This is a genomic window from Kitasatospora sp. NPDC001683 (assembly GCF_053596495.1).
Genome location: NZ_JBSFGK010000136.1, coordinates 1 through 15,745, shown reverse-complemented (window position 1 = coordinate 15,745; position 15,745 = coordinate 1). Strand labels below are relative to the sequence as shown.

Annotated in this window: 9 protein-coding genes; 4 read left to right on the top strand and 5 right to left on the bottom strand. The window is 73.4% G+C overall.

What is annotated here, in order from left to right; translation table 11 throughout:
• Window positions 1-4,086: type I polyketide synthase (locus tag ACWCYO_RS37565; RefSeq protein ID WP_449786725.1), on the bottom strand; the 4,086-nt coding region annotated here is incomplete at its 3' end.
• Between the two features lie 293 nt (window positions 4,087-4,379).
• On the bottom strand, window positions 4,380-5,363 hold the full coding sequence (locus ACWCYO_RS37560) for a quinone oxidoreductase family protein (RefSeq protein WP_270148555.1): 984 nt from the start codon (window positions 5,361-5,363) through the stop codon (window positions 4,380-4,382).
• Window positions 5,364-5,473: 110 nt separating this feature from the next.
• Between ACWCYO_RS37560 and ACWCYO_RS37555 the strand changes: the two genes are divergently transcribed.
• Complete coding sequence (locus ACWCYO_RS37555; protein ID WP_270148553.1) at window positions 5,474-6,055, top strand: TetR/AcrR family transcriptional regulator; 582 nt, start codon at window positions 5,474-5,476, stop codon at window positions 6,053-6,055.
• A 64-nt stretch (window positions 6,056-6,119) separates the two neighbouring features.
• On the opposite strand, the gene ACWCYO_RS37550 is transcribed toward ACWCYO_RS37555, so the two are convergent.
• Window positions 6,120-6,821, bottom strand: coding sequence for an SDR family NAD(P)-dependent oxidoreductase (locus ACWCYO_RS37550; protein WP_270148552.1), 702 nt, complete (start codon window positions 6,819-6,821; stop codon window positions 6,120-6,122).
• A 243-nt stretch (window positions 6,822-7,064) separates the two neighbouring features.
• Between ACWCYO_RS37550 and ACWCYO_RS37545 the strand changes: the two genes are divergently transcribed.
• Entirely contained in the window at window positions 7,065-8,093 is a 1,029-nt protein-coding gene (locus ACWCYO_RS37545; RefSeq protein WP_270148551.1) for a ketoacyl-ACP synthase III family protein, read from the top strand.
• A 67-nt stretch (window positions 8,094-8,160) separates the two neighbouring features.
• Here ACWCYO_RS37545 and ACWCYO_RS37540 read toward each other — a convergent pair whose 3' ends face one another.
• Window positions 8,161-9,474, bottom strand: a complete 1,314-nt coding sequence (locus tag ACWCYO_RS37540) for a helix-turn-helix transcriptional regulator (protein ID WP_449786724.1) — start codon at window positions 9,472-9,474, stop codon at window positions 8,161-8,163.
• 658 nt (window positions 9,475-10,132) lie between these two features.
• On the opposite strand from ACWCYO_RS37540, the gene ACWCYO_RS37535 reads away from it, so the two are divergent.
• Window positions 10,133-13,300, top strand: a complete 3,168-nt coding sequence (locus ACWCYO_RS37535) for a tetratricopeptide repeat protein (RefSeq protein ID WP_449786723.1) — start codon at window positions 10,133-10,135, stop codon at window positions 13,298-13,300.
• 92 nt (window positions 13,301-13,392) lie between these two features.
• On the opposite strand, the gene ACWCYO_RS37530 is transcribed toward ACWCYO_RS37535, so the two are convergent.
• The gene (locus ACWCYO_RS37530) at window positions 13,393-15,039 is read right to left on the bottom strand and encodes an FAD-dependent oxidoreductase (protein WP_449786722.1); all 1,647 of its coding nucleotides are present in this window, start codon (window positions 15,037-15,039) and stop codon (window positions 13,393-13,395) included.
• A 218-nt stretch (window positions 15,040-15,257) separates the two neighbouring features.
• Between ACWCYO_RS37530 and ACWCYO_RS37525 the strand changes: the two genes are divergently transcribed.
• Window positions 15,258-15,599 carry a DUF4286 family protein gene (locus ACWCYO_RS37525; RefSeq protein ID WP_270148545.1) on the top strand — a complete coding sequence of 114 codons (342 nt, stop codon included), beginning with the start codon at window positions 15,258-15,260 and terminating at the stop codon, window positions 15,597-15,599.
• The last annotated feature ends 146 nt before the right edge of the window (window positions 15,600-15,745 follow it).

Below are 15,745 nucleotides of genomic sequence, written 5' to 3'. Positions count from 1 at the left end.
GTCCCAGTCCACGTGCGAGGTCGGCTCATCCAGATGCAACGACCGCGGCAACACACCGTGCCGCATCGCCATCACCATCTTGATCACACCCGCCACACCGGCGGCCGCCTGGGTGTGCCCGATGTTCGACTTCACCGAGCCGAGGTAGAGCGGCTGACCGGTCGAGCGGTCCCCTCCGTACGTCGCCAGCAGGGCTTCCGCCTCGATCGGGTCCCCGAGCCTCGTGCCCGTCCCGTGCGCCTCCACCGCGTCGACCTCGTGCGCCGCGAGCCCCGCCGACGCCAACGCCGCCCGGATCACCCGCTCCTGCGAAGGCCCGTTCGGCGCCGTCAACCCATTGCTCGCACCGTCCTGATTGACCGCACTGCCCCGCACCACCGCCAGCACCTGATGCCCGTTGCGCCGCGCATCCGAAAGACGCTCCACGAGCAGCACACCGACACCCTCGGACCAGCCCGTCCCGTCCGCATCGGCCGAGAACGACTTGCACCGCCCGTCCGGCGCCAGCCCGCCCTGCCGGGAGAACTCCACGAACATCCCGGGCGAGGACATCACCGTCACCCCGCCCACGACGCCCAGCGAGCACTCCCCGTTGCGCAGCGCCTGCGCCGCCAGGTGCAGCGCGACCAGCGAGGACGAGCACGCCGTGTCCACCGTCAGCGCCGGCCCGGTGAACCCGAAGGCGTACGCGATCCGGCCGGACATCACACTGGGCGAACCGCCGGTCAACAGGAAGCCGTTGAGGCTGTCGGGTGCCGCGTGCCGGCGCGGGCCGTACTCCTCGGCGGTGGCGCCGACGTAGACGCCGGTCTGGCTGCCGCGCAGCGACTGCGGGTCGATGCCCGCGTGCTCGAAGGCCTCCCAGGTGGTTTCGAGCAGCAGCCGCTGCTGCGGGTCCATGCCGAGCGCCTCGCGCGGCGAGATGCCGAAGAAGTCCGCGTCGAACCAGGTCGCGGTGGACAGGAACCCGCCGTGCCGGACCGGGCCGGGCGCCCATCCCCGGTCGGTCGGGAAGGCGGAGACGACGTCCCGCTCGCCCGCGATCAGGTCCCACAGTTCCTCCGGCGATCCGGCCCCGCCGGGGAACCGGCAGCCGATGCCGACGATCGCGATCGGGTCGTCGTCCGCCGTTCCCGGAGCCGCCGTTCCCGGAGCCGCCGCACCCGCCGCCTCCGCCGAGGCCTCCGCCGTTCCGAGCGAGCGGTACAGGTGCTCGGCGAGTCGGCGCGGTGTCGGGTGGTCGAAGACCAGGCCCGCGCGCAGCGGGATCCCGGTCCGGGTGACGAGCGCGTCGCGCAGTTCGACCGAGGTCACCGAGGTGAGGCCGAGGTCGCGGAAGGTGCTGTCGGCGTCGAGCTGCGCGGCGTCGGTGTCGAGGACCCGCGCGAGGGTCCGGTTCACCAGTTCGGTGACCTCTGCCTCGGGGTCGGGCAGTTCGGCCAGCTGCCGCCGGAGCGCGTCGGCCCGGCTGGGCTCGTGCGCGGGCCCGTCGGCGCGCGGGACGCCGAGCCAGTGCCGCTCACGCTGGAACGCGTACGTGGGCAGCGGGATCCGGCGGGCGCCGGTGCCTTCGAACAGCCGCGGCCAGTCCACCTCGACGCCGTGCGCGTAGAGCCGGCCGAGGGCGGTCAGCAGTTGGACGGGCTCACCGCGTCCGGCCCGGAGCGTGGCCGCCGCCGGCACGTCGGGCCGGGTGTCGGCGATCGCCCCGGTCAGGGCGGCGTCGGGGCCGACCTCCAGGAGGACGGTCGCGTCGGCGGCGCGGACCGCGTCCGCGAACCGGACCGGCCGGCGCACGTTGCGCGCCCAGTAGTCCGGCGAGGCGATTTCCTCCGCGGTGAGCGGCAGGCCGGTGACGGTGGAGACCATCGGCACGCGCGGCGGGTGGAACGGCAGTTCCGCCACGACCCGCCGGAACTCTGGCAGCATCGGGTCCATCTGCGGCGAGTGGAAGGCATGGCTGACGGTGAGCCGCTTCACCCGCCGACCGCGGTCGCGCAGCTGTTCGGCGATCTCCGCGACGACCGTGGAGTCGCCGGAGAGCACCACCGAGGTCGGACCGTTGACGGCGGCGATGTCGGCGAGCTCGGCGACGTCGGCGGAGGGGGAACGCTCGTCGAGCAGGGCACGGACCTCGTCCTCCGAGGCCTCGACGGCGACCATGGCCGCGCGGTCCGCCGGCAGCGCCTGCATCAGGGTGGCGCGGGCCGCCACCAGCGCGCAGGCGTCCGGCAGTTCGAGTGCGCCGGCCAGGTGCGCGGCCGCGACCTCGCCGACGGAGTGACCGATCACCACGTCGGGGCGCACGCCCCAGGCCTCCAGCAGCCGGGCCAGGGCGACCTCGACGGCGAACAGGGCCGGCTGGGTCCGGCCGGTCAGGTCGAGCCCCTCACCCGAGTCGATCGTCTCGGCGAGCGAGCCGCCGAGCAGCGGGTCCAGGTGGCGGCAGACCTCCGCGAAGGCGTGTGCGAACTCCGGGTAGGCGGCGCGCAGTTCGCGCCCCATCGCGACGCGCTGCGCGCCCTGGCCGGTGAAGACCAGGCCGAGGCGCGGCCGCTGCCCGGCGGGCGTTCCGGAGGCGGCCACGTCGCGCAGGGCGGCGAACAGCTCGTCGGCGTCCGTGCCGACGACGACCGCGCGGTGGGCGTGGACGGCGCGGGCGGTGACCAGCGAGTGGCCGATGTCCACCGGGTCCGCGCCGGTCAGCGCGCCGAGCCGCCGCGCCTGGGCGCGCAGCGCGGCCGGGGTGTGGCCGCTGAGCACCCAGGGCACGGCGGGCATCGCCGCGGTGGGGCCGGACGGCTCGACCGGGGTGCGCCCTTCGGCCAGCACCAGGTGACAGTTGGTGCCGCCCATCCCGAAGGAGCTGACGCCGGCCACCAGGGTCCGGTCGGGGCGGGGCCAGGCGCGCAGCTCGGTCGCCACGTCCAGCCGCAGGTCCACGAGCGGGATCCGCGGGTTGGGCAGTTCGTGGTGCAGGGTGGCCGGGATCTCGCGGTGGCGCAGCGCGAGGACCGTCTTGACCAGACCGGCGATCCCGGCGGCCCCTTCGAGGTGGCCGATGTTGGTCTTCACCGAGCCGACCACGAGCGGGGGTTCGTCCATCGAGCGCCCGGCGAGTCCGGCACCGAGCGCGGCGGCCTCGACGGGGTCGCCGACGGGGGTGCCGGTGCCGTGCAGTTCGACGTACTGGAGGTCGGCGGGGCCGATGCCGGCGGCCCGGTGGGCGGCGGCGAGCACGGCCTGCTGGGCGGCGGCGCTGGGGGTGGTCAGGCTGTCCTCGCCGCCGTGGTTGACCGCCCCGCCGAGGATGGTCGCCAGTACGGTGTCACCGTCGGCGAGCGCCGCGGCCAGCGGCTTCAGCAGGACGGCGGCGGCGCCCTCGCCGCGGACGAAGCCGTTGGCCCGGGCGTCGAAGGTGCGGCAGACGCCGTCGGGCGACAGTCCGCCCCAGGCGGCGAGCAGTTCCTCGTTCTCGGGGCCGAGCAGCAGGTTGACCCCGGCCGCGACGGCGAGTTCGGACTCGCCGCGCCGCAGGCTCTCGCAGGCCAGGTGGACGGCGACCAGGGAGGAGGACTGGCCGGTGTCCACGACCAGGCTGGGGCCGCCCGCGCCGAGGAAGTGGGAGAGCCGGTTGGCGATGACGCTGCGGTGGACCCCGACGGCGGTGTGCCGGTCGTAGCCCTCGGGGCCGGTCCGGCGGCTCAACTCGCCGTACTCGTCCCAGATCGCGCCGACGAAGACGCCGAGCCGACCGGTCTGCGAGGGGCGGACGCCGGCGTTCTCCAGTGCCTCCCAGCCGACTTCGAGGACGAGCCGCTGCTGCGGGTCGGTCGCGTCGGCCTCCTCCGCGGTCATCCCGAAGAACGCGGCGTCGAACCGGTCGACCTGGTCCAGGTAGCCGCCCCGGGCACGGCCGGTCGCAGTCCCCGCCCGGTCGGCGGGCGCCTCGGTGACGGCGTCGGTGCCGGTGCGCAGCAGCTTCCAGAACTCCTCGACGCCGTCCGCGCCGGGAAAACGGCAGGACAGCCCGATGACGGCGATCACGCCGTCCGTCGCTTCGAAATCACCAACGGAGCCGTTCATGGCTCTCCCATCGTCGATTTGTTCGGGACAATGGCCGCGCAAGGACGATCAGATTTCGATGCTAGCCAGGGCGCCCCACCGACGGCTCCCCTGGACGGCCCCTACCGCGCCCCCGAAGAACCCCTACCGGGAGGGGGTCCGAATTTCGCCAGGTGGGCGCGGATTCCGCCATTCCCGGGATTGTCCGCGAGCCTGGAAAAAACGAATGCGCCCGGTCCTGGAAAGGACCGGGCGCATTCGCTCCGGGGGGATCGCGGTGTGTTTCTTAGGCGGCCACCGCACCGCCCGTCGGATTACGGGACCAGGATCACCTTGCCCGTGGTGACGCGCTCCTCGAAGGCCCGGTGGGCCTCGGCGGCCTCGGCCAGCGGGAACACCGGCCCGAGGACCGGCTTGATGCTGCCGGCCGCGGCGAGCTCGAAGGCGGTCCGGCGCAGCCGGAACCCGTACTCGGGCTGGATGAAGACGCGCGGGCCGAAGCCGGTGACGCTGACGCCGCGCACGTAGACCTGCTCCGGGTCGAACTGCGGGACCTTGCCGCTGGCGGTGCCGAAGACGACCATCCGGCCGAAGGCCATCGCCAGCAGGTCGAAGGCGGCCTGGGAGACCTCGCCGCCGACCGAGTCGAGGACGACCTGGACGCCGGCCGGAGCGACCTCGCGAACGCGCTGCGCCCAGTCGGCCTCGGTGTAGTCGAAGGCGTGGTCCGCGCCGAGCTCGCGGGCGAGGGCCAGCTTCTTCTCGCCGCGCGCCAGGGCGATCACCTCGGCACCGGCGTTCTTGGCCAGCTGCACCAGCAGGCTGCCGACGCCGCCGGCGGCGGCCTCGACCAGCACGACGTCCTTCGGCTGGATGTCGGCGACCTCGGCGACGCCGACCGCCACGACGCCCTGTCCGTACAGCGCCAGCGCCTCGTGCTCGGAGAGTCCCTCGGGGAGGGCCTGGGCCACGGCGACGGGCAGGACGGCCAGCTCGGAGTAGCCGCCGGCGGTCGGGGAGACGCCGACCACCTTCCGGCCGACCCACTCGTCGCCCACGCCCTCGCCGACCTTGACCACGGTACCGGCGACCTCGAAGCCAAGGGCGTGCGGCAGCGGCGGGTCCGGGAACCAGGCGAACTGCTCCATCACGCCGCCCCGGATCTGGATCTCGGCGTAGCTGATGCCCGCCGCGCTCACCTGGACCAACAGCTGGCCCTCACCCGGCTCCGGGTTCGGGACGTCGTCGACCTTGAGGACCTCCGGCGGCCCGTAGTCGTGGAACCGAACAGAACGCATGTGCGCATCTCCTTGCCTCTGCAAGCCTGATCTCACCATATCCGGACCGCTGGTCCGCTTGGCTGCGATAGCGTAGCCCTCGATCACCGCACGATGTCAAGGGAGCACAAGTGACCGTCAGGGAGCGCGCGGACGCCGCGCACAACCGGCGCAAGATCCTCGTCACCGCTCAGCAGCTGTTCCAGGACAGCGGCGTCGACCACGTCTCCATGGACGACATCGCCGAGGCGGCGGGCGTCGGCAAGGGCACCCTCTTCCGGCGCTTCGGCAACCGCGAGGGCCTGATCGGGGCACTGTTCCAGCAGCTCACGGAGGACTGGCAGCAGCAGGCCCTGGACCAGCTGGCCGACCCCGGGGAGGACCCGCGGGAGCGGGTACTGGGCTTCGTCGCCAGCCTGTTCGACGACATCGTGGTCCCCGGCCGCCCGCTGCTGCGAGCGCTGGAACGCGACTCCGGCGGCTCGCACGCCAACCTGGAGCGCTACCTGCTCTGGCAGGGCCGGCTCGCCCGGGCCATCGCCGAGGCCCGTCCGGACGCCGACGCCGACTTCCTGGCCCACGCGATCCTGGGCGTGCTCCGCGCCGACTTCGTCGACCTGCTGGTCGGCACCGGCATGGGCATCGACGCCGTGCGCACCGGCGTGCTGACGCTGACCGCCTCGATCCTCACCGCCGCGCCCGAGACCGGCTGACCCGCGCGCGCCAGGGCGTGACGGCGCCGAGCGGGGCCCGGCCCGCCCGATCCGCCCGGCGCCGTCACCAGGCCGGCGGGAAGGCGTCCACCACCTGGCCGGAGACGTGCCGCGACTCCTCGGAGAGCAGGAACCGGGCGAGCGGAAGGTTGTCGCGCACCTGCGGCAGCGCCGGGTAGGGCTCCGGCCGCCCGAGCGCCGACGCCTTGCGGTCGAGGAAGTCCCGGGACAGCGCCGTCTCCGCGACGATGCCCAGCGCGTTGGCCCGCACGCCCGTCCCGGTCAGCTCCTTGGCGAGCGTGCGCACGTAGTGCTCCAGCGCGGCCTTGGCCGACGCGTAGGCGCCGAGCATCTCCACCGGGAAGCGCGCGCTGTGCGAGCCGAGGGCCAGCACGCTGCCCCGCCCGGCCGCGCGCATCGCCGGCACGGCGTACCGCAGGCAGCGGACGAACCCGAAGAAGGTCGCGTCGAAGACCCGGGCCAGCTCGTCCGGCCCGACCTCCCAGCCGTACCCCACCGCCGACGCGTCGCCCGCGCTGTAGACCAGGCCGTACGGCGCCGGCGACACGCTCGCCGCGTACCCGAAGAAGTCCGCGACGCTCTGCTCGTCGGCCACGTCGACCTGCCGGTAGAGCACCCCGCCGCCGGACTCCCGGGCACTGCGGGCACCCGCGACCACCGTCCGCCCGGCGGCCGCGAGGTCCTCGGCCAGCGCGGCGCCGAAGCCGCTGCTCGCCCCGATGATGACGACTGCGGATTCTTCCACTGAGACTCCCGGGATTCTGCCGTGGTACCCCACCGGCCATTTCCGCCGCGCACGGTCGGTACCGATTCTGACCCGCCGGACCGGGCCACAATCGCCGGGGCGTCCGGAACAGGGGTTCTTTAGGGGGCCCGCCGTCCGCGCACCCGATTACGCTGTCGTCCCGCCCACCCTCGACGGGTCGACGCCCGCGGCCTTCCGCGATTTCCACCATTCGCACCCCCCGAACCCCGAGAGAAGGTTTCCGTGATATTCGACGACCTCTATCTGGACGGCATCGCCGCCTGCATTCCGGACCGCGTCACCCTTACCGAGGCGGTCGAGCTGGGGCTCTGTGAAGCGGACGACGTGGCGGGGATGGACTGGCTCTCGGTGGCCCTCGCCGGCGACGTCGCCGCGCCCGACATGGCGGTCCGGGCCGGGCTGGAAGCGCTGGCGATGTCCCGCCACCCCGCCGCCGACTTCGCCATCCTGATGCACGCCACCTGCACCTACCAGGGCCCCGACATCTGGTCCTCCTCGCACTACGTGCAGCGGCACACCATCGGCGGCTCCGCGCCCTCCGTCGAGATCCGCCAGGGCTGCGCCGGCATGGTGGCCTCCCTGGAGCTGGCCGGCTCCTTCCTCACCGCCGCCCCGGACCGCCCCGCCGCCCTGATCACCTCCGCGGACAACTGGACCCACCCGCTGATCGCCCGCTGGCGGGGCACCCAGTGGGCCCTGTTCGGGGACGCCGCCACGGCGCTCGTCCTCTCCCGCCGACAGGGCTTCGCCCGGCTGGTGAACGTCTGCTCCTCCTCGCTGCCCGAGCTGGAGGAGCTCAACCGCGGCGGGGAGCCGCTCCACCCGGCGGGGCCCACGATCGGGCACCAGGTCGTCCTGCCCGAGCGGATCCAGGCCCTCCGGGGCGATCAGGGCGCGATGGCCAAGGCGATCGGCCGGGCCGAGAGCGAGCTCATCCACCGCACCCTGGACGAAGCCGGGCTGAAGCCCCGGGACATCACCCGGGTCGCCCACCAGTCAGCGGGCAGCCGCAGCATCGTCGAGCACATCCTGGAGCCCTTCGACGGGGAACTGGCCCTGGGCACCTGGGAATTCGGCCGCCGCCTCGGCCACACCGGCGCCAGCGACCAGGTCGCCGCCCTGCACCACCTGCTCACCGGGCGCGAGGTCCGCCCCGGCGACCACGTCATGCTGCTGGGCACGGGCGTCGGCATGGCCTTCGCCTGCGCGATCGTGCAGGTCCTGGACGACCTCCCGGCCCGGGGGTTGTGAGCTGTTCGGTCGCGAGTGAGCGGGGCCCGCCCGAGGGCTTGTCAGACAAGCCCTCGGGCCGCCCGGGTCACCCCAGCTTCCGGCGCAGGTCGCCGCGCCCGTTGACCCGCAGCTTGCGGTAGATCCGGGTCAGGTGCTGCTCCACCGTGCTGACCGTGATCGACAGGGCCCGGGCGATCCGCTGGTTGGTCTCGCCCCGCGCGGCCAGCAGGGCGACCCGCTGCTCGGACGGGCTGAGCTCGTCCAGAGCGGCCGCGTAGCGGTCGGTCACCTTGTACCGGACGACCCGGTGCGGGACGGCGCCCGGCAGGTCGCCCCACTGGAGCAGCCGCAACCGGGAGTACAGGCCGGGGCGTCCGGTGCTCTCCTGGAGGATCCCGAACAGCTCCTCCCGCTGCTCCTGTCGGCGCCGGCTCCTGGCCCCCGGCCGGCCGAAGGCCTGGACCACGTCGGCGGCGGGTGCGGCCGGCCCGGCCAGCTGGGCGTCGACCATGGTGAGCGCCGCGTCGTGGTCGCCGAGGCCCAGGTACGCCGCGGCGGCCGCGAGCCGCCACGGGTACAGGTCCGGGTCCAGGCCCCAGTAGGCCAGCAGTCGTCCGCAGCTCATGAAGTCGGCCAGTGCGGAGCGGTGTTCACCGTCGGCCAGGTGGTGGTGGCCGCGGGCGTAGAGGTAGCCGAGGCAGTGCCGGGTCTCGTAGATCGGCGCGGGCACCGGGCGCCGCGCCCAGCCGCGGGCCGCGTCGAGTTCCCCGAGGTCGGTGTGGCCGGCGATCAGGCAGGCCAGCGGTCCGCCGATCCAGGCACCACGGCGCTCCGGCGGCGCCGTCTCCAGCGCCGCTTCGGCCCGCGCCAGGGCGACCAGCACGTCGCCCCGGTGCAGGGACGCCTCCGCCCGTACCGCCAGCAGCCGGGCCGACCAGCTCTCGGTGGCCAGCCGCGCCGCCTGCGGCAGCGCCCAGTCGCACCAGGAGATCGCGGCCTCCAGGTGGTTGCCGTGCACCAGGGCGGTGACGGCGGCCACCACGGCGGAGGCCGTCTCGGCGCTGAACGGGCAGGAGGCGAGGGCCGACCCGGCGCCGTCCGGCGGATCCGGCAGTCCGGGATCGCCGAGCAGGCAGCCGGCCAGCGCCCAGGCGGCCCGGTGCCGCACGGCGTCGCGGTTGCGGTCGCCGATCGCGTCGAGGACCGCAAACCGCTCCGGTTCGCCGGCCTCCGCGCGCAGCAGGCTCGGGAACTCGCAGGCGATGAGCAGCCGGTCGGCGGCCACCGCCACCCGGCTCCGCCCGTCCGGCGCCGCCGTTCTGCGGTCCAGCGCGGCCAGTGCCTCCTTCGCCTGCCAGAGCAGGTCCGGCACCACGTCCGTTCGTTCGACGATAGCCATCGGTGGCAAGCCCTCCACTATCACATGACGAATGGTCGGTTCTGGTCCGGAGGTTCCACCCCTGGGGGGCGGCGCGGGCCGGCGGCGCGCGCGGCCGCGACCGGACGCGGGCACCCGGCACCGGCGGGTCGCACCGGTGCGGCCCCGCTGATCGGGACAAGGTGAACCGCCCGGTCCCTGGTGCGGGCACGGGGGGAGAGATGGGAAGGGAACGGGGGAAACGGCCGAGGGACGGCCGGAACCGCGCTAGGACCGGCGGCCAGTCACGCCGGCACGCGGGCAGGCCGGGGCGGGGACACCCGAGCGCCGGCGCTCCGGCGTCTCGCGGCCCCGCCCGGTCTCCTCGACCCGCTCATGCGACCCCCGTCACTCCGTCCACAACTGCTACATGGTCATCATCACCGATGGCGTCCTTCGGCCGTCCTCGAACCGTCCTCGGGCCGTCCCGGCCGGATCATCTCCCGGCCATGGGGCTTCGCGCCCTTCGAGCGCGGAACAGAGCGCCGTCCGGCGGCGTTCGACCTGGTGTCCGACGGTCCGTCAGACACCCTGGCGCCCGGACCAATTGTTCGAGCGGGATGTCACCCGGCGGGTAACATCGCGCGTTCAACGTGGGACCAGCCCGGTGGTGGCTGCCCGCGACACACGGGGAGGCTGCGTGAGGTTCCGAATACTCGGACCGCTGGAGGTACGGGCGAACCATCGGAAGGTGCTGCCGGCCGGCGTCCGGCAACACCTCGTGCTGGCCCTCCTGCTCCTGAAGTCCAACCAGAACGTCCCGCTGAGCGAGCTCGTCGACGCCGTCTGGGACGACCCGCCCCGGACGGCCGAGAAGCAGATCCGCAACGCCGTCTCGCTGCTGCGCGGCCGGCTCAGGTCCGCCGGGATCGTCAACCTCCCGACGGCGGTCGGCGCCAACGGCTACCGGTTCGAACTGCCGGACGACCAACTGGACCTGACGGTCTTCACCAACACGCTGGCCACCGCCCGCCGCCGGGCCGCCGAAGGGCGCCCGGACGAGGCGATAGCCGAGTTCCGCGCCAGCCTCGGGCTGTGGCGCGGCCCGGCCCTGGCCGGCCTCAACACGAGCGCGCTCCAGCCGTACACCTCACGGCTGGAGGAGCAGCGGCTGACCGCCCTGGAGGACTGCCTCGACCTCGAACTCGCCCAGGGCAAGCACCAGTCGGTGGTCCCCGAGCTGATCGACTGGCTCGGCGCCCACCCCCTGCGCGAGCGCCTGGCCGGCCAGCTCATGCTGGCGCTGTACCTCTCCGGCCGCCAGTCGCAGGCACTGTCCGTGTACGAGTCGACCCGGCGGCGGCTCGCCGACGCGCTCGGTCTCGAACCCGTCCCGGAGCTGCGCGAGCTGCGTCAGCGCATCCTCACCAACGACGGCACCCTGGGCCGCCCCCGGACCTTCGCGCTCGCCCCGCGCGCCCCGCACAGCCTCCCCAAGGACATCAGCCACTTCACCGGCCGGGAGCGGGAGTTGCGCACCCTGATCGACGAGGTGGCGGCCGGCCGCCGGCGGTCGGAGCCCAACGACGTGGTGCTGGCCGCGATCGACGGCATGCCCGGGGTCGGCAAGACCTCGCTCGCCGTCCACCTGGCGCACCGGATGACCGAGCGCTACCCCGACGCCCAGCTCTACCTGGACCTGCACGCCCACAGCCGGGACCACACCCCCCTGGACCCCGGCACCGCGCTGGAGAAGCTGCTGCGCTCGGTCGACGTCACCGGCACCGACCTGCCCGAGGACGTGGAGGAGCGGGCCGCGTTGTGGCGCACCAGCCTGGCCGGCTTACGGGCCGTCCTCGTCCTGGACAACGCGGCCAGCACCGCCCAGATCCGGCCGCTGCTGCCGGGCACCACCGACTGCCTGACCCTGGTCACCAGCCGCGACCGCCTGACCGACCTGGACGCCACCGCGGTGCTGTCCCTGGAACCGCTGGCCCCGGCCGGCGCGCGCCGGCTGCTGACCCGGATCCTCGGCGAGCGGCGGGTGGCCGTCGAACCCAAGAGCGTCGGCGAACTGCTGCGGCTGTGCGGCAACCTGCCGCTGGCCATCCAGATCGCGGCGGCCCGGCTGCGCCACCGGCCGGCCTGGACCATCGCCCACCTGACCGCCCAGCTGCGCGGGCCCCGGCGCGGGCTGACCGAGCTCAGAACCGCGGAGACCAGTCTCGCGGCCGTGTTCGATCTCTCCTACCGCAAGCTCGATCCCAGCCACCAACACCTGTTCCGGCTGCTCGGCGTGGTGCCGGGCACCGAGTTCGACGCGGACGCCGCGGCCGCGGTCGCCGGGATCCCCCGTCCGGTCGCGGACCGCCTGCTGGAGCGGCTGCTCGACGCGCACCTGCTGGAACAGCCGTCCGAGGAGCGCTACCGGCTGCACCCCCTGCTCCAGGCCTACGCCGTCCAGCTGGCCGCCGCCGAGGTTCCCGGAGCCGAGTGGGAGGAGGCCCTGACCCGGCTCCTGGACCACTACCGGCACACCGCCGCCGCCGCGATGGACCTCCTCGCCCCGCACTGGCGTTCCGACCGCGCGCCGGCCACCCCGCCGTGCCAGGTGCTCGCGCCCCCGGGCGGCCACGAGCGGGCCGCGGAGTGGCTGGAGGCGGAGTGGCCGACCCTGCTGACCGCCGCGGAGGCGGCCCAGCGCTCCCGGCCCGGGCACAGCGCCGACATCTTCCGGATCCTGCGCCACTTCCTGCACCTGCGCGGCCAGCACACCGAGGCGCTGTCGCTGCACACCGGCGCCGTCGAGCTGGCCCGCGACACCGCCGACCGGGAGCTGGAGAGCCTGGCCCGCTACGGCCTGGGGGTGGCCAACCAGCGGCTCGGCCGGTACGAGACCGCCCTCACCCACTTCCGGCAGGCGCTCGACGTCGCGCGCGACGTCGGCGACCACGTGACCCACGGCCGGTCACTCAGCAACATCGGCCTGGTGCTGCACCGGCTCGGCCACTACGAGAGCGCGCTCACCCATTTCGGCCAGGCCCTCGCGCTGGCCCGCGACACCGGCACCCCGGCGGCCGAGTGCCACGCCCTGTCCGGCCTGGGGCTGGTCCACGAGCGCCTCGGCAGATACCGCACCGCGCTCACCCACCTGGGCCAGGCCCTGGCCATCGCCCAGCGCATCGACGACCGTGACATCCAGGGCTACGTGCTGGGCAACCTCGGCCGGGTGCAGGGGAGTTCCGGCCAGTACCAACAGGCCACCGAGAGCCTGCGACGGGCGCTGGCCACCGCCCGGGACACCGGCTCGCGGGACCTCGAGGGCCACGCCCTGTGCGGTCTGGCCGTGGTCCACGAGCGCCTCGGGGACCACGGCACCGCCCTCGCCCACCTGCGCCTGGCGCTCGAACTCGCCCGCGACACCGGCACCCGCGACCTCGAAGGGCAGGCCCTGTGCGGTCTGGCGGTCGTCCACGAGCGCCTCGGCGAGCACGGCACCGCCCTCGCCCACGCGCACCTGGCCCTCGAACTCGCCCGCGACACCGGCACCCGCGACCTGGAGGGCCACGCCCTGTGCGCCCTCGGCGCGGTCCGGGCCCGCCTCGGCGACCACGACCTCGCCCTCACCCACCTGCAGCTGGCCCTCGAACTCGCCCGCGACACCGGCACCCGCGACCTCGAGGGGCAGGCGCTCAACAGCCTCGGCGAGCTGTCCCTCGCCCGCGGACGCCCAACCGAGGCGGCGGAGCTGCACGGCCGGGCGCTGCTCATCGCCCAGGAGATCGGAAACCACCACCGGCAGGACCAGGCGCGCCGCGGCCTCGACGCGGTGCGCCACGCGCTCGGGCGCCCGGACGCCGCCGCGTAGCAGCCCGAGCGACCCGGCGGACGCATCCGGTCACCGGACCGGGGCGCCCGGCCGGCGGCCTCCCGCCGAAGGCCACCGACCGGGGCGTCCGGTCAGCTCGTGCTGACCGACAGGTTGTGGTGGAAGACGTTGCGCGGGTCCCAGGTGGCCTTGATCTGCTGCAACTTGGCGTAGTTGTCCTTGTAGTAGATGGTCGACCAGGGAACCCCCGAGGTGTTCCAGAGCGGGTCCGCGAGGTCCGGGTCGGGCCAGTTGACGTAGTTCCCGTCGGTGACGGTGTTGGGCACCGGCGCCCCACCGGTGCTCGTGTAGACGTCCCGGTACAGCTGGCGGATCCATTGCAGCTGCTGGCCGTCCGTCGTGGGGTCGGACCAGTAGTTGGAGAAGGAGGCGAGCATCACCGAGTCCCGGTGCGGCACCGCGTTCGCCGTCGTGGAGAGGGCGTTGACCTGGCCGCCGAAGGAGAACAGGCCCATCAGGCCGCCCGAGTAGGAGTAGGCCGAGTTGGTCATGTACTGGTAGACGGCGCCCAGTTGGGTCGGGGTGAAGCCCTTCTTGTGGTAGGCGCCCTTGGTCTTCGAACGCAGCTGGAGGGAGGGTATGCCGAAGACGTCGCCCACCTCGCCGGCGCTGGTGGTCGTGGTGTAGAGCCACGGCAGGGTGCCGGTCGTGGTGTTCGACGGGGCCGGGGCGACGTTCTGGGTCATCGCGGCCGCGAAGGAGGCCAGCAGCTGCTGGTTGCCGGCGACCGTCGGGTCGACCTGGGAGCGGACGAGCACGCCGCCCTTGCCCTGGCGGACCGCGATGAGCGAGGCCCACAGCTGGTTGGCGGCGGCGCCGGGGGCGCTGTTCTTCTCGTGCCAGGTGCCGAAGTTGGTGGCGATCGTGGTGAAGGCCGTCTGGTCCAGCTGGGACCAGTCCCAGTACAGCGTGTTGATCATGATCCCGCCCGGGGTGGGCGGCAGCAAGGTCGTCGGGTCGGTGCCGGTGGCGCCGGGCGAACGCAGCCAGAACCGGGTGACGATGCCGAAGTTGCCGCCGCCGCCACCGGCGCTCGCCCACCAGAGGTCCCGGTTGGGGTCGGACGCCGAGTTGGTCGCGATCACCGCCTTCGCCGTGCCGCTGGAGTCCACCACGACCACCTCGACCGCCACCAGGTTGTCGGCGACGAGACCGTACTGGCGGGAGAGCACCCCGTAGCCGCCGCCGGTGATGTGGCCGCCGACGCCCACGGGCGGGCAGGAGCCGCCGGGTATCGTCACGCCCCAGCCGAGGTCGAGGGTCCGGTAGACCTGCGACAGGATCGCACCGCCCTGGATGGCGAAGGCGTTCATGGTGCTGTCGAAGGACACCGACCGCATTTCGGACAGGTCGATGACCACCTTGACGTCCGGGTCGTCGACGAAGTTCTCCAGGCAGTGCCCGCCGCTGCGCACGGTCACGCGCTTGCCCGCGGCGACCGCCTCGTTGACGGCCTGCACCACCTGGGCCGTGCTGCCGACCAGTCGCACGTAGTCGGGGTTGCCGGTGAACCGGCGGTTGTAGCCGCGCACCAGCAGGTCCTGGTAGCGCCGGTCCGTGGGCGTCACCGTCACCGGCCCGAAGGACGGCTGCACCGTCCCGCCCGTGGCGTCCGTGGCGGCCGCCCGGGCCGGCGTGCCTCCGCCGCCCACGACGACTCCCGTCGCGGCGGCACCGAGCCCGGCCAGAGTAAAGCGCCGACGAGTCAACTCGGCCATGAAAATCCCCCTTGTTCCACCAACATTGCGGACGGCCCCGGACGACGGATGTGCGAATGCCGCTCCCGCATGTGGCCAGAATGATGCCGTTGCCACACACCCCGTCAACCGGCCCCCTAAGAACCCCCTATTCCGCGGCTTCGCCGAGCGGATCCGGGGCTTTCTCTGTTTAGCTGCCGAAACGATGTCTCCGCACGTCACACGAGAGTTGGATTGACATGTCCACCTACGTCATAACCGTGCTGGCCAATGTGCACGAAGGCCGCGAGAACGATTTCCACGCCTGGTACGAGAACAAGCACATCCCGGAAATACTCGAAGTCCCGGGAGTCGTTTCCGTCAGGCGCATGACCCTCAACGAGAACCAGATCGCCGCCGACGAAAGCCATTCCCAGGAGCACTACAGCTTCCTCACCCTCATCGAGATCGAGACCGAGGACTTCCCGACCACCCTCGCCGGCATCAGCGAACTCGACGGCACCGAGGCCGCCGACTTCCTGATCCCGGGCCAGGTACTCGCCTCGCTGTATCGCGACCCGAAGCTCTACACCAGGCGGTGACCATCCCGCCCACCCCCTGAAAGGCCATCGATCCGGACTCCGGAACCGGAGTTCAACGGGCCGCGACCGCCCCCCGCGGGGGCGGGCCGCCCCCTTACGTGCCAACCGGGGCGGCAACCCCGGACCGCACCGTTTCGGGCACGTTT